22 protein-coding genes are annotated in these 25,809 nt (G+C 67.0%); 14 read left to right on the forward strand and 8 right to left on the reverse strand.

What is annotated here, in order from left to right; translation table 11 throughout:
* The first annotated feature begins 4 nt into the window (after positions 1–4).
* The 5 genes from CBY09_RS05185 (at position 5) to CBY09_RS05205 (ending at position 5,703) form a co-directional block, all read left to right on the forward strand.
* Positions 5–517: a GNAT family N-acetyltransferase gene (locus CBY09_RS05185; protein WP_094287118.1), complete on the forward strand. Its 513-nt coding sequence runs from the start codon at positions 5–7 to the stop codon at positions 515–517.
* A 42-nt stretch (positions 518–559) separates the two neighbouring features.
* Positions 560–2,425, forward strand: a complete 1,866-nt coding sequence (locus CBY09_RS24210; RefSeq protein WP_094287120.1) for an amino acid ABC transporter permease/ATP-binding protein — start codon at positions 560–562, stop codon at positions 2,423–2,425.
* Positions 2,426–2,710: 285 nt separating this feature from the next.
* Entirely contained in the window at positions 2,711–3,646 is a 936-nt protein-coding gene (locus CBY09_RS05195; protein WP_094287122.1) for an ABC transporter substrate-binding protein, read from the forward strand.
* A gap of 24 nt (positions 3,647–3,670) precedes the next feature.
* Complete coding sequence (locus tag CBY09_RS05200) at positions 3,671–4,615, forward strand: ABC transporter substrate-binding protein (RefSeq protein ID WP_094287124.1); 945 nt, start codon at positions 3,671–3,673, stop codon at positions 4,613–4,615.
* Positions 4,616–4,617: 2 nt separating this feature from the next.
* On the forward strand, positions 4,618–5,703 hold the full coding sequence (locus CBY09_RS05205; RefSeq protein ID WP_094287126.1) for an LLM class flavin-dependent oxidoreductase: 1,086 nt from the start codon (positions 4,618–4,620) through the stop codon (positions 5,701–5,703).
* Here CBY09_RS05205 and mltB read toward each other — a convergent pair.
* The 4 genes from mltB to CBY09_RS05225 all read right to left on the reverse strand — a co-directional run bounded on the left by mltB (position 5,643) and on the right by CBY09_RS05225 (position 11,059).
* A complete protein-coding gene (gene mltB / locus CBY09_RS05210; RefSeq protein WP_094287128.1) occupies positions 5,643–6,722 on the reverse strand; it encodes a lytic murein transglycosylase B in 1,080 nt (359 codons plus the stop codon). The two genes, CBY09_RS05205 and mltB, sit on opposite strands and share 61 nt — an antisense overlap.
* Before the next feature lie 8 nt (positions 6,723–6,730).
* The gene (locus CBY09_RS05215) at positions 6,731–8,779 is read right to left on the reverse strand and encodes a transglutaminase TgpA family protein (protein WP_094287130.1); all 2,049 of its coding nucleotides are present in this window, start codon (positions 8,777–8,779) and stop codon (positions 6,731–6,733) included.
* 304 nt (positions 8,780–9,083) lie between these two features.
* Positions 9,084–10,109: a DUF58 domain-containing protein gene (locus tag CBY09_RS05220; protein ID WP_094287132.1), complete on the reverse strand. Its 1,026-nt coding sequence runs from the start codon at positions 10,107–10,109 to the stop codon at positions 9,084–9,086.
* 29 nt (positions 10,110–10,138) lie between these two features.
* Positions 10,139–11,059: an AAA family ATPase gene (locus tag CBY09_RS05225; RefSeq protein ID WP_094287134.1), complete on the reverse strand. Its 921-nt coding sequence runs from the start codon at positions 11,057–11,059 to the stop codon at positions 10,139–10,141.
* A 90-nt stretch (positions 11,060–11,149) separates the two neighbouring features.
* Between CBY09_RS05225 and CBY09_RS05230 the strand changes: the two genes are divergently transcribed.
* The 9 genes from CBY09_RS05230 (at position 11,150) to CBY09_RS05270 (ending at position 21,883) form a co-directional block, all read left to right on the forward strand.
* Complete coding sequence (locus CBY09_RS05230) at positions 11,150–12,055, forward strand: histone deacetylase family protein (protein ID WP_094287136.1); 906 nt, start codon at positions 11,150–11,152, stop codon at positions 12,053–12,055.
* Between the two features lie 160 nt (positions 12,056–12,215).
* Entirely contained in the window at positions 12,216–13,007 is a 792-nt protein-coding gene (locus CBY09_RS05235; RefSeq protein ID WP_094287138.1) for an enoyl-CoA hydratase, read from the forward strand.
* A 17-nt stretch (positions 13,008–13,024) separates the two neighbouring features.
* Complete coding sequence (locus tag CBY09_RS05240; protein WP_094287140.1) at positions 13,025–14,353, forward strand: mechanosensitive ion channel family protein; 1,329 nt, start codon at positions 13,025–13,027, stop codon at positions 14,351–14,353.
* A gap of 214 nt (positions 14,354–14,567) precedes the next feature.
* Entirely contained in the window at positions 14,568–15,317 is a 750-nt protein-coding gene (locus tag CBY09_RS05245) for an electron transfer flavoprotein subunit beta/FixA family protein (RefSeq protein WP_094287142.1), read from the forward strand.
* Positions 15,318–16,250 carry an electron transfer flavoprotein subunit alpha/FixB family protein gene (locus tag CBY09_RS05250; protein ID WP_094287144.1) on the forward strand — a complete coding sequence of 311 codons (933 nt, stop codon included), beginning with the start codon at positions 15,318–15,320 and terminating at the stop codon, positions 16,248–16,250. It abuts the gene before it with no gap.
* Between the two features lie 78 nt (positions 16,251–16,328).
* Entirely contained in the window at positions 16,329–18,119 is a 1,791-nt protein-coding gene (locus CBY09_RS05255) for an acyl-CoA dehydrogenase (RefSeq protein WP_094287146.1), read from the forward strand.
* Positions 18,120–18,252: 133 nt separating this feature from the next.
* On the forward strand, positions 18,253–19,206 hold the full coding sequence (locus CBY09_RS05260) for an NAD(P)H-dependent flavin oxidoreductase (protein WP_094287148.1): 954 nt from the start codon (positions 18,253–18,255) through the stop codon (positions 19,204–19,206).
* Between the two features lie 253 nt (positions 19,207–19,459).
* A complete protein-coding gene (locus tag CBY09_RS05265) occupies positions 19,460–20,593 on the forward strand; it encodes an ABC transporter substrate-binding protein (protein ID WP_094287150.1) in 1,134 nt (377 codons plus the stop codon).
* Positions 20,594–20,764: 171 nt separating this feature from the next.
* Positions 20,765–21,883 (forward strand): acyltransferase family protein, encoded by a 1,119-nt coding sequence (locus tag CBY09_RS05270; RefSeq protein ID WP_094287152.1) that lies wholly within the window; start codon positions 20,765–20,767, stop codon positions 21,881–21,883.
* A 28-nt stretch (positions 21,884–21,911) separates the two neighbouring features.
* On the opposite strand, the gene CBY09_RS05275 is transcribed toward CBY09_RS05270, so the two are convergent.
* From CBY09_RS05275 to mdlC, 4 genes are all read right to left on the reverse strand, one after another.
* Positions 21,912–22,301 (reverse strand): hypothetical protein, encoded by a 390-nt coding sequence (locus CBY09_RS05275; RefSeq protein WP_094288029.1) that lies wholly within the window; start codon positions 22,299–22,301, stop codon positions 21,912–21,914.
* Positions 22,302–22,569: 268 nt separating this feature from the next.
* On the reverse strand, positions 22,570–22,983 hold the full coding sequence (gene rnk / locus CBY09_RS05280) for a nucleoside diphosphate kinase regulator (RefSeq protein WP_063462866.1): 414 nt from the start codon (positions 22,981–22,983) through the stop codon (positions 22,570–22,572).
* A gap of 99 nt (positions 22,984–23,082) precedes the next feature.
* Complete coding sequence (locus CBY09_RS05285) at positions 23,083–24,084, reverse strand: Bug family tripartite tricarboxylate transporter substrate binding protein (protein ID WP_094287154.1); 1,002 nt, start codon at positions 24,082–24,084, stop codon at positions 23,083–23,085.
* A gap of 86 nt (positions 24,085–24,170) precedes the next feature.
* Entirely contained in the window at positions 24,171–25,769 is a 1,599-nt protein-coding gene (mdlC, locus tag CBY09_RS05290; RefSeq protein WP_094287156.1) for a benzoylformate decarboxylase, read from the reverse strand.
* Between the last annotated feature and the right edge of the window lie 40 nt (positions 25,770–25,809).

A 25,809-nucleotide genomic window follows, 5' to 3' on the forward strand; every position in this document is an offset into this window, starting at 1 on the left:
CACCATGAGCGACCGATTCCTCTACACCACACCGCTGGACCCGCTGGCCCGGCCTCTGATCGACGAGCTTTCGCAGGAGTACGAGAGCCGCTACGGCGAGTTCTACCAGCAGGACGGCGGCCCGCGCGAAATGGACAAATACGCGCCCGAGCTGTTCTCGCCTGCGCAAGGCGGCAACTTCGTGCTCCTGCTGCGCGATGGGCAGGCCATTGGCGGCGGCGCCTTCAAGCGCCATGACGACACCGATACGGCCGAACTCAAACGCGTGTGGACCCACTCGGCCCAGCGCCGCCAGGGCCTGGCGGGCCGCGTGCTGCAAGAGCTGGAGGCCCAGGCGCTGCGCCAGGGCTACGCGCGGCTGTACCTCACCACCGGCTTTCGCCAGCCCGAGGCCGTGGGGCTGTACCTGCGCCACGGCTACACCGCCCTGTTCGATACCTCACTGCCGCACGAGACCTACCGGCACCTGCCGTTCGAGAAGTGGCTGCGGGTGGCCGCGCTGGCCCGCGCTGCCTGATTCCGCCCGCTGTTGATCGATCACTCCCAACCAGTTCCCACCATGTCCACAACCACCACCCTGGATGCCGCTGGAGGCCTGCCACGAGGCCCTGTGCATCCCGCTGCACCTGCTGCACCCGTTGGCACCCACGCGCCCAGTGCGCCCCCTGCAACCCCATTGCCCGCGCCCGCCAAGGGCGACTATTCGCACTACCGGGTCGTGCCCGCGCGGCACAGGGCGCGGGCCGTGGGCACCGTGTTTGCCGCTGTGGTCATTGCGCTGGTGCTGTACTCGGTGCTGACCAACCCGCGCTGGGGCTGGGGGGTGTTTGGCGAGTATTTCTTCTCGGAGCCCGTGCTGGTGGGCCTGGGCCGCACCCTGCTGCTCACGGCGCTGGGGGCCTTGTTCGGCTTCACGCTGGGCACGGCGCTGGCTCTGGCCCGCGTGTCGCGTTCGCCGCTGCTGGCAGGGCTGTCGTGGACCTTCATCTGGATCTTCCGGTCCATTCCGGTCATCGTGCTGCTGCTCATCATCAACAACCTGGGCTACCTGTACGAGACCGTGAGCCTGGGCCTGCCGTTCACCGACTGGAAGTTCTTCTCGTACCCCACCACGCAGCTCATCAGCCCCTTCGTGGCGGCGCTGATCGGGCTCACGCTGAACCAGGCGGCCTTCGCTTCGGAGATCGTGCGCGGTGGCATCCTGTCGGTGGACCAGGGGCAGCTGGAGGCGGCGGCCGCACTCGGCCTGCCGCGCCGCCGCCAGGCGTTCCGCATTGTGCTGCCGCAGGCCATGCGCTCCATCCTGCCCGCAGGCTTCAACGACATCATCGGCCTGGCCAAGGGCACGTCCAACGTGTACATCCTGGCCCTGCCCGAGCTGTTCTACACCATCCAGATCATCTATCGCCGCAACCTGGAGGTGATCCCACTCTTGATGGTGGCCACCGTGTGGTACCTCGTGATCCTCACGGTGCTGTCGCTGCTGCAGTACTACATCGAGCGCCATTTCTCCAAGGGTGCGCTGCGCAGCCCGCCGCCCTCTATCTTCAGCGCTGTCGCGGCCCGGCTGTGGCCTGCGCGGCGGGCCGTTGTGGCTCCGGAGCCTGTGGTGCCAGCAGCGCCTGCGCCTGTGGCGGTTCCGCGCTGGACAGGCGCACTCAACCGCGGCGGCGAGGTCACCATCCACGGCGTGTCCAAACGCTATGGTGCGCTGGAGGTCTTGAAGGACGTGACGCTGACCGTGTTGCCCGGCAGCGTGACGGTGATCCTCGGCCCATCGGGCTCGGGCAAGTCCACGCTGCTGCGCTCCATCAACCACCTGGAGCGCGTGGACGGCGGCTTCATCGCCATCGACGGCGAGCTGATCGGCTACCGCCAGGATGCGGACACGCTCTATGAGCTGGGCGAAAAAGACATCCTCAAGCGCCGCGTGGACGTGGGCATGGTGTTCCAGAACTTCAACCTGTTCCCGCACCTCACGGTGCTGGAGAACATCGTCGAAGCGCCGGTCACCGTGCGCAAGCTGGCGCGTGCAGAGGCGCAGGCCCTGGCGCTGGAGCTGCTGGCCCGCGTCGGCCTGTCGGACAAGGCACACAGTTACCCACGCCAACTCTCCGGCGGGCAGCAGCAGCGCGTGGCGATTGCCCGGGCGCTGGCACTCAAGCCCAAAGTGCTGCTGTTCGACGAGCCCACCTCGGCGCTCGACCCCGAGCTGGTGGGCGAAGTGCTCGACGTCATCAAGGAGCTGGCGCGCACCGGCACCACGCTGGTCATCGTGACCCATGAGATCGGCTTCGCCCGCGAAGTGGCCGACACCGTGGTGTTCATGGAGCAGGGCCGGGTGGTGGAGACAGGAACGCCCGCCAAGGTGTTCAGCCAGCCCGATCACCCCCGCACGGCGGCCTTCCTGGCCAAGGTGCTCTAGGGACCCTCTGCACGAATCACCGCGCCGTGTGCATCTGCGGTCTCGGGCGGTCTGCGGCGTTGCAAATACTCGCAATAGCTACGGCTATTGCTGCGTTTCGCGCCTAGCAGCCCATCCCGATCCGCAGTGCCCACTTACCGCTCGATTCGTGCAGAGGATCCCTAGACCTCTCTCTCGCACCGCTGTGGCAGGCCTGTGCCCAGGCCTGGCGGCAGCGTGGGCGACGCAGTTTGATTTTTTTCTTCTCAACCATCCGACAACCCTTTTTTATCCCGGAGCCCATCCATGACCTTTGTGAACAAGACTCTGGCCGCCCTCGCGCTGGCCGCTGCCTCCATTGCCGCCCTCGCGCCCATCCACGCCTCGGCGCAGGCCATCGACCTGAGCCCTGAGCAGCCCGGGCGCCCGCGCTCGCAAAAGGTGGATGAAGCGATCAAGCTCGTCTCCAAGGACTTCAAGTTCGCCAAGGAGGGCGTGCTCACCGTGGGCACCACCACAGGCCGCCTGCCATTTGGTGCCTACGCCACCGACAACAAGACGCCCGTGGGCAACGCGCCCGACATCGCGCAGCTCGTCGCCGACAGCCTGGGCCGCAAGCTGGAGCTGGTGTCCGTGGCCTGGGCCGACTGGCCGCTGGGCCTGCAGTCGGGCAAGTTCGATGTGGTGATCTCCAACGTCACCGTGACGGAGGAGCGCAAGGAGAAATTCGACTTCTCCACCTACCGCAACGACCAACTGGGCATCTACGTGTCCGCCAACTCCAAGATCACGTCCATCAAGGAGCCCAAGGACGTCGCGGGCCTGAAGGTGGTGGTGGGCGCAAGCACCAACCAGGAGCAGATCCTGCTGCGCTGGAACCAGCAGAACATCGCGGCAGGCCTCAAGCCTGTGGAGATCCAGTACTACGACGACGATGTGGTGTTGTACCTGGCCCTGGCCTCGGGCCGCGCCGACGCGTACCTGGCCCCCAACGGCATTGCCGCCCACAACGCGCGCGACGGCAAGACCCGTCTGGTGGGCACCTTCTCGGGCGGCTGGCCCCAGGCGGCCGAGATCGCCGTGACCTCGCGCAAGGGCTCGGGCATTGCCGACGCAATCACGGTAGCGCTGAACGCACAGATCAAGAACGGCAACTACACCAAGGCGCTGGAGCGCTGGAACCTGCAGTCCGAGGCCATCCAGGTCGCGCGCACCAACCCACCCGGCCTGCCCAAGAAGTAAGCCTGCAGCGTTCAAGGACCTTCCATGACTCTCCATTCCCTGTCGCGCCGCAGCCTCGTGGCCCTGGCCTCGGCGTGTGCGCTGTCCTGCGCCTGGACCGTTGCCAGCGCTGCCGCCGCATTCGATTTCAGCCCCGAGCAGAAAGGCCGTGTCCGCGCCGAGAAGGACGCCACTGCCATCCAGGCGATCCCGAAGAACTTCAAGTTTGTGAAGGAGGGCGTGTTCACCGTGGCCATCGCCCCCTTTGCGCCGCCCATTGCTACCTACGCGAGCGACGCCAAGACCGTGGTGGGCTTCGACCCCGACTACGCGCAGCTCATTGCCGATGCGCTGGGCCTCAAACTCGAATTGCTGCCGATTGCCTGGGCCGACTGGCCGCTGGGTCTCTCCTCGGGTAAGTACGACGCGGTCATCTCCAACGTGGGCGTGACGGAGCAGCGCAAGGAAAAGTACGACTTCTCCACCTACCGCCTGGGGCTGCACGGCTTTTACGTGCGCGCCGACAGCAAGATCACGTCCATCAAGGAGCCCAAGGACATTGCCGGGCTCAAGGTCATCACCGGCTCGGGCACCAACCAGGAGCGCATCCTGCTGGAGTGGAACAAGCAGAACATCGCTGCGGGCCTCAAACCCGTGGAAGTGGTGTACTTCGACGACGACGCCGCGCGGCTGCTGGGCGTGGTCTCGGGCCGGGCCGATGCCAACTTCAACCCCAATGCGCCGCAGGCCTACCACGCGGCCAAGGACGGCAAGATCAAGCTGGTGGGCACGGTGAACGCGGGCTGGCCGCTCAAGTCCGACGTGGCCATCACCACGCGCAAGGGTTCGGGCCTGGCCGACGCGCTCACTCTGGCGACCAATGGGCTCATCAAGAGCGGCAAGTACACACAGGCGCTGCAGCGCTGGAGCCTTCTGGAAGAGGCCTTGCCCAAGTCCGAGACCAACCCCCCTGGACTGCCGAAGTTCTGACCATGGCGATTGCGCACCTTGCATTTCTGACGCCCGGCAACTATGCCGAGGACAGTCCCTACCAGGGGCTGGAAGACACCTTGCGCCTGTTCGAGCAGGGGGAAGCCCTGGGCTACCAGGGCGCGTGGGTGCGCCAGCGGCATCTGGAGCGGGCCGTGTCGTCCGCCACCACGCTGTTGGCTGCCGCCACGCAGCGCACCCGGCGCATCGCACTGGGCACGGCGGTGATCCAGATGGGGTATGAGAACCCGTTCCGGCTGGCGGAAGACCTGGCGACGGTGGATGTGCTCTCGCATGGGCGGTTGCAGGTGGGGCTGAGTGCGGGGGCGCCGCCATACGGGCCGCTGCTGGGCGGGCGCCTGTTCGATGGCGATGCGCAGGGCATCGATTTCTCGCATGCGCGTGTGGAGCGCCTGCGCAGCAACCTGCGGGGTGACTTTTTTGGCGATGACGACTTCTTCGTGGAGTCGCCCGCGGGCCGCCACCGTCCGCGCGTGCAGCCCCATGCGACCGGGCTGGTGGAGCGCCTGTGGTACGGCGGCGGCTCGTTGAAATCGGCGCAGTGGGCGGGTGCGCAGGGCTACCACCTGCTGATCGGCAACCTCAACCGGGGCGAGCAGACCGACAATTTCTTCGAGGCGCAGCGCAGCCAGCTGGACCTGTTCCACGCGAGCTGGTCGGCGCCCTATGCACCGCGCGTGGCGCTGGGCCGCGTCATCGTGCCGCTGGACAGCGCCGACACCGCCACCCGTGCACGCTACCGCGCCTGGGCTGCACTCAGGGTGCCGCGCACGCTGGGGCCACAGGGCGATCGCCGCACGCTGTTCGCGCGCGACCTGGTGGGCACCTCCGACGAAATCCTGGAGAGCCTGCGCCAGGATCCCATCCTGCCGAGCGTGCAGGAGCTGCGGCTGGAGCTGCCGTACGACTTCACGGGCGTGGAGTACGCCCAGATCCTGAGCGACACCGCGCGGTACATCGCGCCCGCGCTGGGCTGGTCACCGGCGCAGGCCGTGGAAGCGGCCGGTCACGGCGTGCCGCGTGCCGCCGCCACCTCGCGCCCCAGCTCGATCACCGCCATCGCGTAGTAGCTGGACCAGTTGTAGCGTGTGATGGCGTAGAAGTTCTCGGTGCCCGCCACGTAGCTGGGTGCATCGTTGCCGTTTTGCAGTTCCACCAGCGCCAGCGGGCCCGTGTGCTGCGCGCCCTGGGCATCCAGCACAGCGCCCTTGGCCAGCATGCTGGCCGCGCTGAAGGTGGGCAGGATGTCGGGGGCGAGCAGGTCGTCCAGTTGCAGCCGCGCGTTGTCGAACTGCACGCCAAAGTGCGTGGGCATGCCGGGCGTCCAGCCGTGGCCCCGGAAGTAGTTGGCCACCGAGCCAATCGCGTCGGCCGGGCTGTTGAACAGGTCCACGCGGCCGTCACCGTCGAAGTCGATGGCGTAGCGCACCCAGCTCGATGGCATGAACTGGCCCAGGCCCATGGCCCCGGCGTAGCTGCCGCGCGGTTCGAAGGGGTCGGTGTTGCTGCGGTTGGTGAAGCTCAAAAACTGCTCCAGCTCGCGGCGGAAGAATTCGGTGCGCTCCTTGGCGCGCGGGTGGGCTGCAGGGAAGTCGAAGGCCAGCGTGGCCAGCGCGTCCATCACGCGAAAGTTGCCCATCTGCTGGCCGTAGATGGTCTCCACGCCGATGATGCCCACGATGGTTTCGGCGGGCACACCAAACTCGCGCTCCGCGCGCTCCAGCGCTGCCTGGTTTTGCTGCCAGAAGCGCACACCGGCGCGGATGCGGATGGGCTCCACAAAGCGGCTGCGGTACACGCGCCAGTTCTTGGCCGTGCCCTTGGCCGGCGGCAGCATGAGCCTGGGCACCTGGGGCAGGAAATGCGCCTGGCCAATCGCCTGGCGCACCCATTCGCGGTCCAGGTCACGGCGCGCGGCCAGGTCGTCGGCAAACTGCAGGGCCTCGGGGCGCGATGCGTAGAGCACCGCAGGCTGCCTGGTGGCGGTGGTTTTTGAGGATTTTTCGGGCTTTGCGCCTGCTGGTATTGCGCAAGTAGCTATCAATAACGTAGCAATGAGGGCAATCGATCGGTGGGTCTTCGGCATGTCCGGGGTCAGTGTTTGGATGCAGGGGGCCAGGGCAAGGTGTTGAACTCGCGCCGCAGGTGGCTCCATTCGGTATCGGGCTGGGGGGCGTAGCGCAGGCGCTCCAGGCGCAGCAGCCAGTCGGCCACCGCTGCGGCCGGGGCGCCGAATTGTGCCTGTACCCGCTCGGCCATGGCACGGGGCGGCAGGGTGGGCGACAGCACCAGCCCGGCGCGGGCCAGGCGCTGGCGGGCGCGGGCCAGCAGGCGCAGCCAGGGGTCGTGCTGGCTGCGCTCCCACAGGCTCCAGGCCATGCCAGCCAGGGCCGCAAAGATGATCAGGAAACCCAGCACCATGGTCAGGTCCTGCCAGCTGGGGGCTTCAAAGCCCAGGGCCTTGAGCAGGTCGAGCTGGCGGCTTTGGGTGTAGTTGAGCACCCACTGGTTCCAGCTGTTGTTGACGGCCTCCCACATGGCGCGCAGGTTCTGGGCCAGGCCAGGGCTGAGCACCGTGCCCATGGCGGCAGCCAGCGCACCCTGCGGCGCGCGCAGCCGCTCGAAGGCGCCGGTGCGCCCAGGGGCCACGGCGCCCGTCGGGTCCACCCGCACCCAGCCGCGTCCGGCCAGCCAGACCTCGGCCCAGGCGTGGGCATCGCTCTGGCGCACTGTCCAGAGGCCGTCCACGGGGTTGCGGTCGCCGCCCTGGTAGCCGGTAACGATGCGGGCCGGGATGTCCAGCGCGCGCATCAGCACCACAAAGGAGGAGGCGATGTGCTCGCAGAACCCCGCCTTGCGGTCAAACCAGAACTCGTCGGCCGTGTGCTGGCCGTACACGCCTGGCTCCAGCGTATAGGTGTAGCCGCCGGTGCGCAGGCGCACCAGGGCAGCATTGACCAGGGCTTCGGCGTTGTTCTGGGCGGGGTTGGGGGCGATCTGCGGGTCATTGCGCATCTGCTGGGCCAGCGCCAGCGTGCGGGGGTTGAAGCTTGCGGGCAGCTCGGTGTAGGCGCGCAGGCGGGGGGTGGGCGCGCTGGGGCCATGGCTGAAATCGGGGTGGCTTTCTGCCTTGTAGCGCACCACGGCGGTGATGGGGCGGTTGGTGAGCCACTGCAGGTCCTGCGTCATGAGCGTGTCCATGCCCGAGATGGCGGGCTTGGTTGCAGCGGCATCCAGCAGCAGCAGCCAGGGGCGCTGGTGGGCTTCCAGGGTCACTTCGTAGCGCACGGGCTCGCCGCGCACCTGAAGGTTGGCCAGGGTGCTGGGGCTCGACTGCAGCATGTCGCCGCTGCGTGCGCCCAGCGGGTGCCATTCGACGCCGTCGAAGGCGCCAAACACCGGCCCGCGAAAGTACAGATCGCTTTGTGGAGGCGGCGCGCCGTTGGGGGTGTCGAAACGCACGCGCATGGCCACGCTGTCATCCAGCGCCAGCTCGGCAATGTTGCCCACCTTCATGACGCCTGAGAGTCCGCTGCGCCCTGCCATGGTGTCGCTGGGCATGCCCCACAGCGGCGCCATGCGCGGGAACAGCATGAACAGCGCCGCCATGATGGGCGCGCCCAGCAGGGCCATGGTGCCTGCCGTGCGTAGCGTTTGCGCGAGCGGCGGCCGCCCCACCGGCATGTGCGCGTTGACCAGGGCCGCCAGCAGCCCGAGCAGCGCGACCAGCATGGCCGCGGCCGTGAACAGCGACTGCGAGAAGAAGAAGTTGCTGAGCATCGTGAAGAAGCCCAGGAAGAACACCACCATCGCATCGCGCCGCGCGCGCAGCTCCAGCATCTTGAGCGCCAGCAGCATCACGATCAGCGTCACGCCCGCGTCGCGGCCCAGGATGGTGCGGTGGGTGTACAGCGTGCCGCCCACGGCCAGGATCAGCGGGATGGCCAGCACCCAGCGCGTGGGCAGGGGCCGCCCCTTCCAGGCCAGCCAGCCGCGCCACAGCAGCAAGCCGCCCGCGAGCAGGCTCGCCCAGACGGGCAACACGTTGACCTGCGGCGCGATCACCCAGGCAATCACACACAGCAGGAACAGCGTGTCGCGGGCGTCGCGGGGCAGGGCGTGGAGGGTTTGGCGCAGGGTCATGGTTGTGGGGATGGTCCCAGGCACGGCATCATTTGTTTGCTATAAAAGTAGTAGCTATAAAGGCAATATGGTCGAGCGCAGGAGGCTGTTTTGATTGAATTTTTTATCAACGTTTCACTGCCTGCCGTCATTTCTGCTCTCCACTGCGCTGCGCTTCACCCGCAGCCCACGAAACTGGCGCGCCCCAGCGCCAGGGCAGCCAAGCAAGGGCCGCCCCGCAGCGAGGGCTGCGTCCCCCTGCCCGCAGCGCGCAGCGCTGCGAGAGCGGGGGGAGCGGCGCAGCCGCTCAGGGGGGTGTCCTCTATCAACACAGGGCCAGTGCCTCCAGGCAGCGCCTGCGGTGGGCGGCGCCGGTGTCGGGGGCAATCTCGACCCCGGGCAGGCGCAGGCCATAGTCCAGGCCCAGCCGGTCGGCCTGCAGCACCCAGGCGGTCAGGCGCGAGACGCGGGCTTCGTGGTCGGGCAGGGCGGCACGGGCCAGGTCCAGCCACAGTTCATGCCGCTGGGCCTGCTGGGCGTCGCGGCTCACCAGGTCGTCGGTGCCGGTGGCCAGCGACTTGGCGGCTTTCTTCCACACCACGAGCTTGAGCGGGTCGCCGCGCCGGTAGGCCCGCACGCCATCGAATTCGCCAATGCCCTGCGACGGTGCGCTACCCGTGCCGCCCGCGCGGGGCTCGCCCGGGGGCAGGGGCGGCGCGGGCACTTCGGGTGCGGGGTAGACCAGCACCTCGGAGGCGGGGCGCCAGTAGGTCCAGACGCGGAAGGTGCCCAGCGGGAACCGCGTCTCGGCCGTGAGAGTGGGCACACGGTGCAGGCCCCGGCGCGTGGGGCGGAAGGCCACCTGCACGCTGGCCTGCCCCTGGGCGGGCACATCGGTCCAGGCCCAGTGGTGCTCGGCCTTGCCCGTGCCATGCACCGACAGCGCGATGCCATAGCGCGGCGACTTGCGGTCGCTGGACAACTGCAGCTCAAACGCCGTGCTTGTGCCCATGAATTGGGGCTCGGGCGCCTTCAGGTGCAGCGTGAGGCCCCGCAGGTTGGCGTGGCAGATGTGCATGCCTGCCGCTGCGCTGCCTGCTAGCAAAAAGGTGAGCAGGTAGCCCAGGTTCAGCTGGTAGTTGATGGACGCCACCAGCAGCACGGCCAGCGTAAGCGCCAGCATCCAGCCCGAGCTGGTGGGCAGGATGTAGACGTTGCGCTGGGTGAGCAGCAGGGTGTCGCTCAGCGGCAGGCGCGCCTGCCACCAGTTCTGGAAGCGCTTGCGAAACGGCGCCAGCGGGCTCAGCCGGGCGAGGGCGGTGCGCCAGGGGGCGGGGGCAGCCGGGTCCATGGGGATTGCCACGGTGTGCTCACACCTTCTCAGGGCAAGGGCACGGCATCGACCATGGCGCGCACCTGCTCCACCGCACCCCGCCCGGCGTCGCCCACGGGCACCAGGCGGTGGGCGATGGTCTGGGGCAGCACGGCCTGCACGTCGTCGGGCGCGACATAGTCGCGCCCGCTTATGAGGGCCTGGGCCTTGGCCGCGCGCAGCATGGCAATGCCCGCGCGGGGCGACAGGCCCTGCAAAAACCAGCGGCCCGAGCGGGTGGCGGCGATCAGGTCCTGCACGTAGTTGAGCAGCGGCTCGGCCGTGTGCACGGCCTGCACCTGGCGCTGCAGTTCGGTCAGTTCGTCTGCCGACAGCAGGGGCAGCAGGCTGCTCACCATGTCGCGCCGGTCGGCGCCCGACAGCAGCAGGCGCTCGGCCGCACGGTCGGGGTAGCCGATGGAGATGCGCATGAGGAAACGGTCGAGTTGCGACTCGGGCAGCGCAAAGGTGCCCAGCTGGTCGTGCGGGTTCTGGGTGGCAATCACGAAGAAGGGGTGGGGCAGGGCGCGGGTTTCACCCTCCACCGACACCTGCTTTTCCTCCATGGCTTCGAGCAGGGCGCTTTGGGTCTTGGGGCTGGCGCGGTTGATTTCGTCGGCCAGCAGCACCTGGGCGAACACCGGGCCGGGGTGGAACACAAAGGCTTCCTTGCCGCGCTCGTACACCGACACGCCGGTCAGGTCGCTGGGCATCAGGTCGGCGGTGAACTGCACGCGCGAAAACTGCAGGCCGAAGGTGTGCGACAGCGCATGCGCCAGCGTGGTCTTGCCCACGCCCGGCACGTCTTCGATGAGCAGGTGGCCCCCCGCCAGCAGGCAGGCCACGCAGTCCTGCACCTGGGCCTGTTTGCCCACAATCACCGTGTTAAGCTGGTCCAGAAGCGATTTGATCTTGTGCTGTGCATTCATGGCGCGACGTTATCCTAAAAAATTGAGACACGGGGATTGACTGTGAGCAAGACGGGCTATTTCACCCACCGGGATTGTTGGAAGCACGAGATGGGCCCGGGGCACCCCGAATGTCCTGAACGGCTCGATGCCATCGAAGACCGTTTGCTGATCACCGGCGTGGCCGACGCGCTGGAGCGCTACGAGGCACCCGAGGCCTCGCTGGCCGACATCGAGCTGGCCCACGGCCGCATGCACATTGCGGCGCTGCGGGGCCTGTCGGACCGGCTGAACGAAGAGCTGATGGCCGGTGGCCCGAGCTACGCGCAGATCGACACCGACACCTCCATCAACGCCCACACCTGGAAGGCATCCCTGCGCGCCGCCGGGGCCGCCCTGGCCGCCACCGACGCGGTGATGGCGGGCGAGGTCGAAAACGCCTTTTGCAGCGTGCGCCCGCCGGGCCACCATGCCTGCCGCGACAAGGCCATGGGTTTCTGCTTCTTCAACAACGTGGCCGTGGCCGCCAAATACGCGCTGCAGCGCTACAACCTGCAGCGCGTGGCGGTGGTGGACTTCGACGTGCACCATGGCAATGGCACCGAGGACATCCTGGCGGGCGACCCGCGCGCGCTGATGGTCAGCATCTTCCAGCACCCGTTCTACCCCTACAGCGGCGACCAGGACCCGGCCCCCAACATGGTGAATGTGCCGGTACCGGCCTACACGCGGGGCATGGACATCCGGGAGATCATCGAGATGATGTGGATGCCCCGGCTGGAAGCCTTCAAGCCCGAGATGATTTTTGTGAGCGCAGGCTTTGATGGCCACCGCGAGGACGACATGGGCCAGCTGGGCCTGACCGAGCAGGACTACGCCTGGATCACCCAGCGTGTGAAGGACGTGGCGCGGCGCTATGCCAAGGGCCGCATCGTGTCCTGCCTGGAAGGTGGCTATGTGATGGGGCCGCTGGCGCGCAGTGTGGAGACGCACCTGCGCGTCCTGGCGGACTTGTGACCAACCCCCTGAGCGGCTTTGCCGCTTCCCCCTTCTCTTGCATCGCTGTGCCATGCGGAAGGGGGACGCCGCCAGCGCGGCGGGGCGGCCCTTGCGCGGCGGCCCTCGCCTGAGCCGTGCCAGTTTCAGTCGGCGTGCAGATGGCTGACAGGAGCAAACTATGACGACAAAGAACTTCGATGATGTGCTGACAACCACCCGCGACGCCCGTGGCGTGGTCACCCTGACCCTGAACGACCCCGCCCGCTTCAATGCGCTGGGCAGCGAGATGCTTGCGGCGCTGCAGCGGGCGCTGGACGATGCCGGTCGTGATGAATCGGTGCGTGTGGTGGTGCTGGCTGCGGCGGGCAAGGCGTTTTGCGCGGGCCACAACCTCAAGGACATGGCGGCCCATCCCGATCTGGCGTACTACCAGCAGCTGTTTGCACAGTGCAGCCGCATGATGCTCACCATCCACAAGCTCAGCGTGCCCGTGATCGCGCGCGTGCAGGGCATGGCCACGGCGGCGGGTTGCCAGCTGGTGGCGCAGTGCGACCTGGCCGTGGCGGCCGACACGGCCAGCTTTGCCACCAGCGGCATCCACTACGGCCTGTTCTGTGCCACACCCAGCGTGCCCCTGGTGCGCAACGTGCCCGCCAAGCGGGCGATGGAGATGCTGCTCACCGGCGATTTCATCGACGCCCCCACGGCGCTGGCGCAAGGGCTGGTCAACCGCGTGGTGCCTGCCGATGCCCTGGATGCTGAGGTCGAAAAACTGGTGTTGTCCATCCTGCAGAAGCCCCGCGTGGCCGTGGCCATGGGCAAGGCGCTGGTCTACCAGCAGCGCGAGCTGGGCATGGACGCCGCCTACCAGCTGGCGGGCCAGGCCATGGCCACCAACATGATGGATGAGGCCGCGCAGGAGGGCGCACGCGCCTTTGCGGAAAAGCGCCAGCCCGGCTGGAAGCGCTGAGGGCCCGCACGATGGCAATGGACAAACCGATGCTGGACGATGTGGGCTTGTGGGTGCAGGCCTTTTTGAGCCCCACCGTGCTGGTGGAGCTGGCGGCCCTGGCGGGCTGTGTGGCCCTGGCCTGGGCGTTGGTGGCGCTGCTGCAGCGCGGCCTGCAACGGGGGGATCCGCGTTCCATCCTGTTTGGTGTGCGGATCGTGGATGGCGCGCTGTTCCCGCTGCTGCTGCTGGGCCTGGCCTATGTGGCGCGCACCGTGCTGCACCACTGGGTGGCGCTGGCGGCCTTCAAGGTGGCGATCCCGGTGCTGGTGGCGCTGGTCGTGATACGCATCGGCGTGAAGGTGCTGCAGGTAGCGTATCCCGATGCCGCCTGGGTGCGGCCCATCGAGCGCTCTATCTCCTGGCTGGCCTGGCTGGGCATGGTGCTGTGGGTCACGGGGCTCCTGCCGCTGGTGCTGGACGAGCTGGACCAGATCCACTGGAAGGTGGGCGGTGCCACGCTGTCGGTGCGCACCATGATCGAAGGCGCGTTGACGGCGGGTGCTGTCCTGCTGATTGCGCTGTGGATTTCTGCGGTCATCGAGGCGCGCCTGCTGCGCTCGGCCACCGGGGCCGAGCTGTCGCTGCGCATGGCCGTGAGCAATGCCGTGCGCGCGCTGTTGGTGTTTGTGGGGCTCATGATGGCCTTGTCGGCCGTGGGCATCGACCTCACGGCCCTGTCGGTGCTGGGGGGTGCGGTGGGCGTGGGCATCGGTTTTGGCCTGCAGAAGCTTGCATCCAACTATGTAAGCGGCTTTGTCATTCTGGCCGAGCGCAGCATGCGCATTGGCGACAACGTGCGGGTGGACAACTTCGAGGGCCGCATCACCGCCATCAATGCCCGCTACACCGTGGTGCGCTCTTCCACGGGCCGCGAATCCATCGTGCCCAATGAAATGCTGATCACCCAGCGGGTGGAGAACCTGTCGCTGGCCGACCCCCGCGTGTGGCTGTCCACCGTGGTGAGCGTGGCCTATGAAAGCGATGTGGAACTGGTCACCCGCCTCCTGGGCGAGGCGGCCCTGGCCAGCAGCCGGGTGCTACGCGATCCCGCGCCCAGCGTGGCCTTGTCGGCCTTTGGTGCCGACGGGCTGGAGTTCACGGTGGGCTTCTGGATTGCCGATCCCGAGAACGGCGCCTTGGGCCTGCGTTCGGAGATCAACCGCGCCATCCTGAGCGCCTTGCGCGCCCACCAGATCGAAATCCCGTACCCCCAGCGGGTCATGCACGTGCAGGTCGATGGGGGGCTGGCGGCGGCGATGTCGCCCGGCGCTCCGGTGGCACCCGCACCGGCTCCCGCGCAGTGAGTCCGGCATGCAGCCCTGGTGCCGGGTTCCGCAGGCGACAACAAACACTGGACAGTGGTCCGGCGCACTCGCCTATAATCGACAAAAAGCACGATCGTTCTTTTTTGATCGTGCAGTCTCTGCCCCGGTCCTGTAGCAGTTGCGTTGCAGTGCGGCATAGAATGTTCCAGTTTACGTAAACGTCAATTCAACCAACTCTCTAGGAGCCGCAGCAATGAAGGTCTTGGTCCCTGTCAAGCGCGTGGTGGACTACAACGTGAAGGTCCGCGTGAAGTCGGACAACACGGGTGTGGACATCGCCAACGTGAAGATGAGCATGAACCCCTTTGACGAAATCGCCGTTGAAGAGGCCGTGCGCCTGAAAGAAAAAGGCCTGGTGACCGAAGTCATCGCAGTCTCCTGCGGCGTGGCCCAGTGCCAGGAAACCCTGCGCACCGCCATGGCCATCGGCGCCGACCGTGCCATCCTGGTCGAGACCGACGTGGAACTGCAGCCCCTGGCCGTGGCCAAGCTGCTCAAGGCCCTGGTGGACAAGGAACAGCCTCAGCTCGTGATCCTGGGCAAGCAGGCCATCGACGACGACGCCAACCAGACCGGCCAGATGCTGGCGGCCCTGGCCGACCTGCCGCAAGCCACCAATGCCAGCAAGGTGGAACTGGCTGCTGACAAGGTCAACGTGACGCGCGAAATCGACGGCGGCCTGGAAACCCTGGCCCTGTCGCTGCCTGCTGTCATCACCACCGACCTGCGCCTGAACGAGCCCCGCTACGTCACCTTGCCCAACATCATGAAGGCCAAGAAGAAGCAGCTGGACACCGTCAAGCCCGAAGACCTCGGCGTGGACGTGGCGCCCCGCCTCAAGACCCTGAAGGTCAGCGAGCCTGCCAAGCGCGGCGCTGGCGTCAAGGTGGCCGACGTGGCCGCCCTGGTCGAGAAACTCAAGAACGAAGCGAAGGTGATCTAAATGTCGGTACTCGTTATTGCTGAACACGACAACGCATCCATCAAGGGCGCAACCCTGAACACCGTGACGGCCGCAGCCGCTTGCGGTGGCGACGTGCATGTGCTGGTGGCTGGCCACAACGCGGGCGCTGCTGCCGCCGCCGCCGGCCAGATCGCTGGTGTGAGCAAGGTCATCCACGCCGACGCTGCCAGCCTGGCCCACGGCCTGGCCGAAAACGTGGCCGCGCAAGTGCTGGCCATTGCTTCGAGCTACAGCCACATCCTGTTTCCGGCCACCGCTAGCGGCAAGAACATCGCCCCCCGCGTGGCTGCCAAGCTGGACGTGGCCCAGATCAGCGATATCACCAAGGTCGTGAGCGCCGACACCTTCGAGCGCCCGATCTACGCCGGTAACGCCATTGCCACCGTGCAATCGGGCGACGCGGTGAAGGTCATCACCGTGCGCACCACGGGTTTTGACGCCGCTGCCGCCTCCGGTGGCAGCGCCGCTGTCGAAACCGCTGCTGCCACTGCCGATGCGGGCAAGAGCAGCTACGTGGGCAGCGAAATCGCCAAGAGCGACCGCCCCGAACTCACTGCCGCCAAGATCATCGTCTCCGGTGGCCGCGCGCTGGGCAGCAAGGAAAAGTTCGACGAAGTCATCACCCCCCTGGCCGACAAGCTGGGTGCCGCCATCGGTGCCAGCCGCGCTGCGGTGGATGCGGGCTACGCCCCGAACGACCTGCAGGTGGGCCAGACCGGCAAGATCGTCGCGCCGCAGCTGTACATCGCCGCTGGCATCTCGGGCGCCATCCAGCACTTGGCTGGCATGAAGGATTCCAAGGTGATCGTTGCGATCAACAAGGACCCCGAAGCCCCCATCTTCAGCGTGGCCGACTACGGCCTGGAAGCCGACCTGTTCACGGCCGTGCCGGAACTGGTGAAGGCGCTGTAAGGCGCCCTGGCCCCATAGCCGCTACAAAAGGCATCGCTTGCGATGCCTTTTTTTTGACGAAATTTCCCGGAGACCCCCATGAGCTACACCGCCCCCGTCAAGGACATGCTGTTCGATATCGAGCACCTGGCCAACATCGAACAGATCGCGCAGATCCCCGGCTTTGAAGATGCCGGCCTGGACACCGCCGCCGCCGTGCTGGAAGAGTGCGCCAAGTTCAACGAGGGCGTGCTGGCTCCGCTCAACTTCGAAGGCGACAAGAACCCGTCGAGCTTTCAATCCGGCGTGGTCACCACCACCCCCGGCTTCAAGGACGCATTCCGCCAGTACGGCGAGGGCGGCTGGCAGGGCCTGCAGCACCCGGCCGACTTTGGCGGCCAGGGCCTGCCCAAGACCATCGGTGCGGCCTGCATCGAGATGACCAACAGCGCCAACATGAGCTTTGCGCTGTGCCCGCTGCTGACTGACGGCGCCATCGAGGCGCTGCTCACGGCTGGCAGCGACGAGCTCAAGGCCACCTACCTCGAAAAACTGGTGACGGGCGAGTGGACCGGCACCATGAACCTGACCGAGCCCCAGGCCGGTTCGGACCTCGCGCTGGTGCGTTCGCGCGCCGAGCCGCAGCCCGACGGCAGCTACAAGGTTTTTGGCACCAAGATCTTCATCACCTATGGCGAGCACGACATGGCCGCCAACATCGTGCACCTGGTGCTGGCCCGCGTGCAGGGTGCGCCCGAGGGCGTGAAGGGCATCAGCCTGTTCGTGGTGCCCAAGTTCCTGGTCAACAAGGATGGCTCGCTGGGCGCGCGCAACGACGCGCACTGCGTGAGCATCGAGCACAAGCTGGGCATCAAGGCATCGCCCACCGCCGTGCTGCAATTCGGCGATAACGGTGGTGCCGTCGGTTATCTGGTGGGCGAGGAAAACCGGGGCCTCGAATACATGTTCATCATGATGAACGCCGCGCGCTACGCCGTGGGCATGCAGGGCATCGCGATTGCCGAGCGCGCCTACCAGAAGGCCGTGCAGTACGCGAAAGACCGCGTGCAAAGCCGCCCGGTGGACGGCAGCATCGCCGCCAGCGCGCCCATCATTCACCACCCCGATGTGAAGCGCATGCTCATGACCATGCGCGCCTACACCGAAGGCTGCCGCGCCATGGCCACGGTGGCCGCTGCCGCGTTTGACGCTGCACACCACCACCCCGACGCCGACACGCGCAAACAGAACCAGGCGTTCTACGAATTCATGGTGCCGCTGGTCAAGGGCTACAGCACCGAGATGAGCCAGGAAGTCACCAGCCTGGGCGTGCAGGTGCATGGCGGCATGGGCTTCATCGAAGAAACGGGCGCTGCGCAGTACTACCGCGACGCCAAGATCCTCACCATCTACGAAGGCACCACCGCCATCCAGGCCAACGACCTGGTGGGCCGCAAGACGGCGCGCGACGGCGGCCAGACGGCCAAGGGCATCGCCGCGCAGATCGAAAAGACCGAAGCCGACCTGCTGGCCAGTGGCACGCCCGCTGCCCTGGCCGTGGCCAAGCGCCTGACGGCCGCGCGCAAGGCGCTGCTCGATGTGATTGACTTTGTGGCTGGTGGCACCAAGGCCCAGCCCAACGCCGTGTTTGCGGGTAGCGTGCCCTACCTGATGCTTGCGGGCAATGTGGTGGCGGGCTGGCAGCTGGCGCGCAGCCTGCTGGTGGCGCAGGACCTGTTGCAAAAGGGACAGGACCAAGCCTTCATGCGCGCAAAAATCACCACGGCACAGTTCTATGCCGACCACATCCTGGTGAAGGCCCCCGGCCTGCGCGACAGCATTGTGGAAGGCGCGGCCAGCGTGACCGAGCTGGCGCTGGACGCCTTCTGAGGCGCGGCGAGCGAGCTGTGAGGAGACGCACCCCTGTGCTGCAGGGTGCTATAAAAATAATAGCTGCTAGCGCATATCCATCAGGCGGTAGCGGCCCATTTCATCCTAATTTCTTGTCCTGGAAGTTGTTGCCATGTCCAAACTGCCACCCGTGCTGCAAAACCTGTCGCTGCCTGTCATCGGCTCGCCGCTGTTCATCATCAGCAACCCCAAGCTCGTGATCGAGCAGTGCAAGGCCGGTGTGGTGGGCTCCATGCCCGCGCTCAACGCCCGCCCTGCCGAACTGCTCGACGAATGGCTGGCCGAGATCACCGAGACCCTGGCCGCCTACAACAAGGCCAACCCCGACAAGCCCGCCGCGCCGTTTGCCATCAACCAGATCGTGCACAAGAGCAACGACCGGCTGGAGCACGACATGCAGGTCTGCGCCAAGTACAAGGTGCCGATCATCATCACCAGCCTGGGTGCGCGTGAGGACGTGAACCAGGCCGTGCATGGCTGGGGCGGTGTGGTGCTGCACGACATCATCAACAACAAGTTCGCGCGCAAGGCCATCGAGAAGGGCGCCGACGGCCTGATCGCAGTGGCCGCCGGTGCGGGCGGCCATGCGGGCGTGAAGAGCCCCTTTGCGCTGATCCAGGAGATCCGCCAGTGGTTCGATGGCCCGGTGGCCCTGAGCGGCTCCATCGCCAGCGGCGGCGCCGTGCTGGCCGCGCAGGCCATGGGGGCGGACTTCGGCTACATCGGCTCGGCCTTCATTGCCACGCACGAGGCACGCGCCAGCGATGCGTACAAGCAGGCCATCGTCGAAGGCAGCTCGGACGACATCGTCTACAGCAACCTGTTCACCGGCGTGCATGGCAACTACCTGGCACCCTCGATCCGTGCCGCAGGCATGGACCCGGACAACCTGCCCGAGTCCGACCCGAGCAAGATGAACTTTGGCGGCGACGCCAAGAAGGCCTGGAAGGACATCTGGGGCTGCGGCCAGGGCATTGGCGCCATCAGCGCCGTGACCAGCACCGCCGAGCTGGTGGCCAGGCTGCGCAGCGAGTACGAGGCGGCACGCGCGCGCCTGAAGCTCTGATGCTGCGCTGATCCTCTGTTTTTCGGCCGTTATCCACGCCAGTTGCATGGCGTGGTGGCGGCCCGAGAGACACCGGTTTCGCCCACCCAGCGCGTCACGCGCACGGTGGGCGAAGTCGTTTCAAGCACCTTCGCGCAAGGGCAAACCCCCATAAACCGGCCCCCGGTGGCTGCAGATAATGGTGATGAACAATAACCAAAGCAAGCCGGCTTTGGTGGCGGGTTCAGCACATTCTTTGCAAGGTGGGTGCGCGATGGTTCGTTCTTTGGTAGTGCTGCTGGCGGCCTTGTGCGCGACCGGGTTGGGCCATGCCCGCAACGAGGGCGTGACCGCCGACGAGATCCGCCTCGGGGCATCGGCCGTGCTGTCGGGGCCGTTGGGCCCGCAGACGGCGCAGTATGGCGAGGGCTCGCGGCTCATGTTCGACGCGGTGAACGCCCAAGGCGGCGTGCATGGCCGCATGATCCGCTACACCACGCTGGATGACGGCTTCGATCCGCAAAAGGCGGTGGAAAACACCCGCCAGCTGCTGGAGACCGACAAGGTCTTCATGATCTACAACAGCACGGGCACGGCGCAGACGGCCGCCATCCTGCCGCTGATCAAGGAGCACCGCACGCCGCTGTTCGGCCCGGTCACCGGTGCATCGGTGTTCCGCGAAACCTTCAATCCCTATGTGTTCCATGTGCGCGCGGGGTATGCCAGCGAAGCCAGCAGGATCGTCTCGCAGATGCGCCAGCAGGGCATCAGCCGGGTGGTGGTGTTCTACCAGGACGACGGCCTGGGCAAGACCCTGGCCGCCGAGCTGAAGAAGGCGTCGGACGACGAAAAGCTGCCCTTCGTCGCCGAAATCAAGGTAGACCCCAAACAACCCGACTTCGCCGCTGCGGCCGCCGCCACCGAAAAGGCGCAGCCGCAGGCAGTGATCGTGGCCACGGCGGGGACCACCTTCACGCACTACATCAAGGCCGTGCAGGCCACGGCCGCGCGGCCTGCCTACTACGGGTTCTCGGTCGCCAGCCTGGATGTGATCAACCGCGAACTCAAGGACAAGGCGCGCGGCATCATCCTCGCGCAGATCATGCCGTCGCTGCGCAACACCACCATCCCGGTGGTGGCCGAGTACCTGAGCCTGCTGCGCGCCAAGTCGCCCAACGCGCAACCTTCTGCGTCGCAATTCGAAGGGTTTGTGCATGCACGCCTGCTGGTGGAGGGCTTGCGGCGCACCGGGCGCAACCTGACCACCGAATCGTTCACCAAGACCATGGAAGACGCGGGCGAAATTTCGTTCGGCCGCTTCAGCGTGAAGTATTCGCCCAAGAGCCACAACGGCTCCACCTATGTCGAGCTGGCGATCGTGGATGCGGAAGGCAGCCTGCGGTACTGAGTCTGGATGGGTGCGCAGGCCTGCGCAGAACAGGGGGTGTCGCGCCAAGCGCAGAGCGATTGCCCATAAATCGTGCCGACAGAGGACAATAGAGGCTTTTGCCTGCTGTTGCGGCCCTTTTCGGCCTCGGCAAGGCTCCATACCCCGGCACCTTACCGACCCCGCGCAGCCATGTCGTCCTCTCCCTCCCGCACACCCCTGATCGACATGGTCAAGGCCATGGCGTGCATCACCATCGTGTGGCACCACCTGGCCTTCTACGGGCCCATGTCGGACATCGCCCAGCCCCTGGCCCCGGCCCTGATGGCGTGGCTGTATGACTATGGGCGCATGGCGGTGCAGGTGTTTCTGGTGCTGGGCGGCTACCTGGCTGCCGCCAGCCTGGCGCCCCAGGGCGTGGCGCGGTTTGACCATGCGGGCAATGCGGTGGCCAAGCGTTTTGTGCGCCTGGTCGTGCCCTACGCGGTGGCGCTGTTGTTGACCGTGGTGGTGGCCGCGCTGGTGCGGCCCTGGATGGCGCATCCTTCGGTGCCCGAGGAGCCGACCCTGGCGCAGCTGCTGGCCAATGCCCTGCTGCTGCAGGACATCGTGGATGAAGATGCCCTGTCGGCCGGGGTCTGGTACGTGGCTATCGACTTCCAGCTGTTTGCACTGAGCGTGCTGGTCTGGGCGGGCGTCCGGGCGCTGCCGGGCGCATGGGCGCAGCGGCACGGGGCTGCGCTGGCCCGGGCGATCATCGTGGCCGGTGTGGCGGCATCGCTGTGGGTCTTCAACCGCATGGCGGGGCTCGACATGTGGGCCATCTACTTCTTTGGCGCCTATGGCCTGGGCATGCTGGCCTTCTGGGCCGTGCGCGCGCCCAGCCCGGTGGGGTGGCTGAGCGCCATCGTGCTGCTGGGCGGTGGGGCCCTGGCGATGGATTTCCGGGGCCGCATCGTGGTGGCGCTGGTCACGGCGCTGTGCCTGGTGGTGGCGCTGCGGTCTGAGCGTGTGCGTGGCTGGGGGGGCTTTGCGCCGCTGGTGCGCGTGGGGCAGATATCCTACTCCATCTTCCTTGTGCACTTTGCCGTGTGCCTGCTCGTCAACGCGGTAGTCAGCCATTTATGGCCTGCGTCGCCGGTGCCCAATGCGCTGGGCATGCTGCTGGCGTTTGTGCTGTCCCTTGCTGCCGGGCGTCTGTTGTACCTGCGGGTGGAGCAGCATGTGCCCACCTGGTCAACCGCCTTGCGCTGGCAGGCGGGGCTGGTTGGTACTGGTCTGCTGGTCGCCGTCTCCAACAACGGGTTCTGATTCTGAGTGAGGGCTCGCCAAGAGCCCTTCAACGCTGCAGCTTGCGCTCGCGCCGCTTGCGCTGCCGGTCCAGGAACCAGGCCATGAAGGGCAGGATCAGCATCGAGCCCGGGATCACCCAGATGAACAGGTAGGGGCTCACGGACGATGCCGACCGCATCACATCGCGCAGATGGGCGCGTTCATCGGTCGTCCAGTTGCCCTGGCGGCGCTGCTGCACCAGCCACACCACCGATCCCTTCATGGTGGCCATCTCGCGCTTGAGACGGCTCTTTTCACGGCTGTTACCCGCCAGGAAGGAGCAGAACCATTCGGGCGCCCGCTCCATGCGGCTCTGGAAGGCGAGGGTGGAGTCCGGGTCGAACTGATCGATGGACGGGGGCAGGTCTGGCGTGTTCCGGGCGGGCGGTGTGGTCATGGCGGCTGCCATTGTCGCGGCTCATGGCGCTTTGCACCACCCCAATCCATGGCACCCACGCCATCCAGACGGGGTCAATGGGAACAGACGGCGCTCAGCGCTCCAGGAGGCTCCTGTTACCCCGTAACCTCAGAGACTGGCGCGCCCAAAGGCCAGGGCAGCCAAGCAAGGGCCGCCCCGCCGCGAGGGCTGCGTCCCCCTGCCCGCAGAGCGCAGCGCTGCGAGAGCGGGGGGAGGCGGCGCAGCCGCTCAGGGGGGTGTTCCGAATTCACCGGTGCAATTCGCCAGCGCTCTCGGGCTGGTACAGGATGTCCTTCACCCGCACCGTCATCGACTTGCCACCCGGTCCGGGCCAGGCCAGTTCGTCGCCCACCGCCAGGCCCAGCAGGGCGCTGCCCACGGGGGCAAAGATCGAGATGCGGTCTGCGGTGCCGTCCGCGTCGCGTGGGTAGACCAGCGTCAGGCAGAACTCCTTGCCCGTCTCCAGGATGGAGAACTGCACGGTGGAGTTCATGGTCACCACATTGGGCGGGATCTCCTCGGGCGGCACCACGTCCGCCCGATCGAGCTCTGCCTGCAGATCCGCCTTGCCTGGAAAGACGCTGGCCGGAATCGCGGCCAGCAGGGCCTCGATGCGGTCAACGTCGAGTGACGACAGGATGATCTGGGGCTTGCGCGCCATGGCAGTACCTCTGGGATGGTTGTGACAAAGCGCGGGACTGTAGTCCATCGCGAATCTCGCACTGCCGTGCGCGGGCATTCGGGGCTGCGTGGGCGGCGTTCAGTCGCCCTTGATGTTGCGGGCCTGGATGAGTGCGCCAAACCGTGTGCTGTCGATGGCGGCGCGTGCGTGGAAGTCGGCGGGCGACATCGGCGCGGGCACGCCACCCAGCGCGGTGATGCGGTCCTTCACGGCGGTGGTGGCCAGCACCTTGTTGATCTCGCGGTTCAGGCGGGCCACCACTTCGGGCGGCGTGCCTGCGGGAGCATAAAAGCCAAACCAGGTGTCGGCATCAAAGCCCTTGAGACCCACCTCATCGAGCGTGGGCACATCCGGGAACAGGGGCGAGCGCTTGGCACTGCCCACCGCCAACAGTTTGAGCTTGCCCGCCTTCACGTGCTGGAGTCCGATGCCGGGGTCGAACATGAAATCCACCTGCCCGCCCAGCAGGTCCTGCATGGCGGGGGCCGCACCCCGGTAGGGCACATGCACGGCAAACACATTGGCCTGTGCCTTGAGCATCTCGGCAGCCAGGTGTGGCGAGCTGCCGTTGCCCGGCGTGCCAAAGCTCAGCTTGCCGGGGTGGGCCTTGAGGTACTGCATGAACTCCTGGATGTTGTTGACCGGCAGTGTGGGCCGCACCTCCAGGAACACCAGCACCCGCGCAGCCGCCGCCACGGGCACCAGGTCCTTGGTGGGGTCGAACGGCATCTTGGGGTACAGGTGCGGGTTGACCGACACCATGCCGCCCGAACTCATGAGCAGGGTGTAGCCGTCGGCCGGCGCCTTGGCCACCGCCTCGCCGCCGATGTTGCCGCCCGCGCCGCCCCGGTTCTCGACCACCACGGGCTGGCCCAGCGCAGCTTGCAGCGGCACGGTGACTGCGCGCGCAATCTGGTCGGCCGCGCCGCCTGCGGGGAAGTTCACGATCACCTTGATCGGCTTGCCGGGCCAGGCCTCGGTCTGGGCCTGGGCGGGCTGCAGCAGCAGGCTGAAGGCCATGCCAGCCAGGGCCAGCGCGCCCAGCAGGTGGCGCTTGGAGCGTGGGGGATAGGAATGCATGCGTGTCTCCGGTAAAGCCCGGGTGTGCCGGGTCTTGTGCAATGAACAAAAAAGTTGGAAGGCATGGTGGGTTTGTTCACACCTTCTCAGGCGACATCCACCTCCACCAGAATGGCGCGGGGGTGCGCCAGCGCCTCGCGCAGCACCGGCGCCAGCTGGCTGGCATCGCTCACGCGCACGGCGTCGCAGCCCTGGCCCCGCGCCAGCGCCAGGAAGTCCAGGTCGGGCAGGTCGGTGCCTTCGAGCTTGTCGCCCTCGTGGAAGCCGAAGGTGGGGGCGAACTCCTGCAGGGCTGCGTAGCGCCGGTTCTTCAGGATGATGAAGGTGATGGGCAGCTGCAACTGCGCCGCGCTCCACAGCGCCTGGATGGAGTACATCGCCGAGCCGTCGCCGATGAGTCCGATGACCTTGCGATCAGGCTTGGCCAGCGCCACCCCCACGGCGGCGGGCAGGCCATAGCCCAGGCCGCCGCTGCACATGGTGTAGAAGGTCTCGCTTTGCAAAATGGGCAGGTAGGCGTGCATGGCGGCGCGCGAGCTGGGGGCTTCCTCCACCACGATGGAGGCGGCATCGCGCACCTCGGCCAGTGTCTGCATCACATAGGGAACGCTCATCAATGCACCAGGCGCTGAAGCCTCGGCCCGTGGCCGCGCGGCGCGGGGTGGGGGCAGGGCGCGCACTGCAGGCGCCGGGCGCGCGAGCAAGTCCTGCACCCCCAGGCGCACGCTGCCCACGGCCGAGGTGCCTTCGGGTGTCCAGGCCGCCGTGCCCGGGTCGTCGATCAGTTGCACCAGCTGCGCCCCGGGCGGCACATGGGGGCCAAAACCTTCCACGTGGTAGGTGAAGGCGGCGGCGCCGAGTGCGAACACCAGGTCGTGCCCGCCCAGCAGCGCCACGATCTTCTCGCGCATGGCAGGCAGCACACCTGCAAACAGGCGGTGGTCCTGCGGAAAGCCGCAGCGGCCGGACATGGGCGCGATCCACACGGCGGCGTTGTGCCGCTCGGCCAGCGCCAGCACGCCGTCCCAGGCGCGGTCGCGGTCCACGGCGGCGCCCACCACAAACACGGGGCGCTGTGCGCCATCCAGCGCATCGCCGATGGCCTGCAGCACGCGGGGCTCGGGGCGCGACTCGGTGCTTACGGTGCGGGCCTGCAGCGGCTCGCAAGGCTTGTCCCAGTCGTCGGCGGGGATGGACACCAGCACCGGCCCGCGCGGCTGCTGCATGGCGATGTAGTAGGCGCGGGCGATGGCCAGGGGCACGTCTTCGGCGCGCGCGGGCTCGATGCTCCACTTCACATAGGGCTTGGGCAGCTCGGTGGCCTGGCCCGAGAACAGGAAGGGGTCGAACGGCAGGATGGAGCGCGCCTGCTGCCCGGCCGTGATGACCATGGGCGTGCGGTTCTTGTGCGCCGTGAAGATGTTGCCCATGGCGTGGCCCACGCCTGCGGCCGAGTGCAGGTTCACAAAGGCTGCGTTGTGCGTGGCCTGGGCGTAGCCGTCGGCCATGCCGACCACCACCGATTCCTGCAGGCCCAGGATGTAGCGGAAGTCCGGCGGGAAGTCGAGAAACAGCGGCAGCTCGGTGGAGCCGGGGTTGCCGAAGATGGTGTTGATGTGAAAGCCGCGCAGCAGGTCCAGCACGGCCTCGCGCACGGTGGGCAAAGGGGTTTCGTCAGAAGGCATGCCGCCATCTTCGGGGGGCTTGCTTCATCCATCAATACAA

The organism is Acidovorax kalamii (assembly GCF_002245625.1).
Lineage (GTDB): Bacteria > Pseudomonadota > Gammaproteobacteria > Burkholderiales > Burkholderiaceae_C > Acidovorax > Acidovorax kalamii.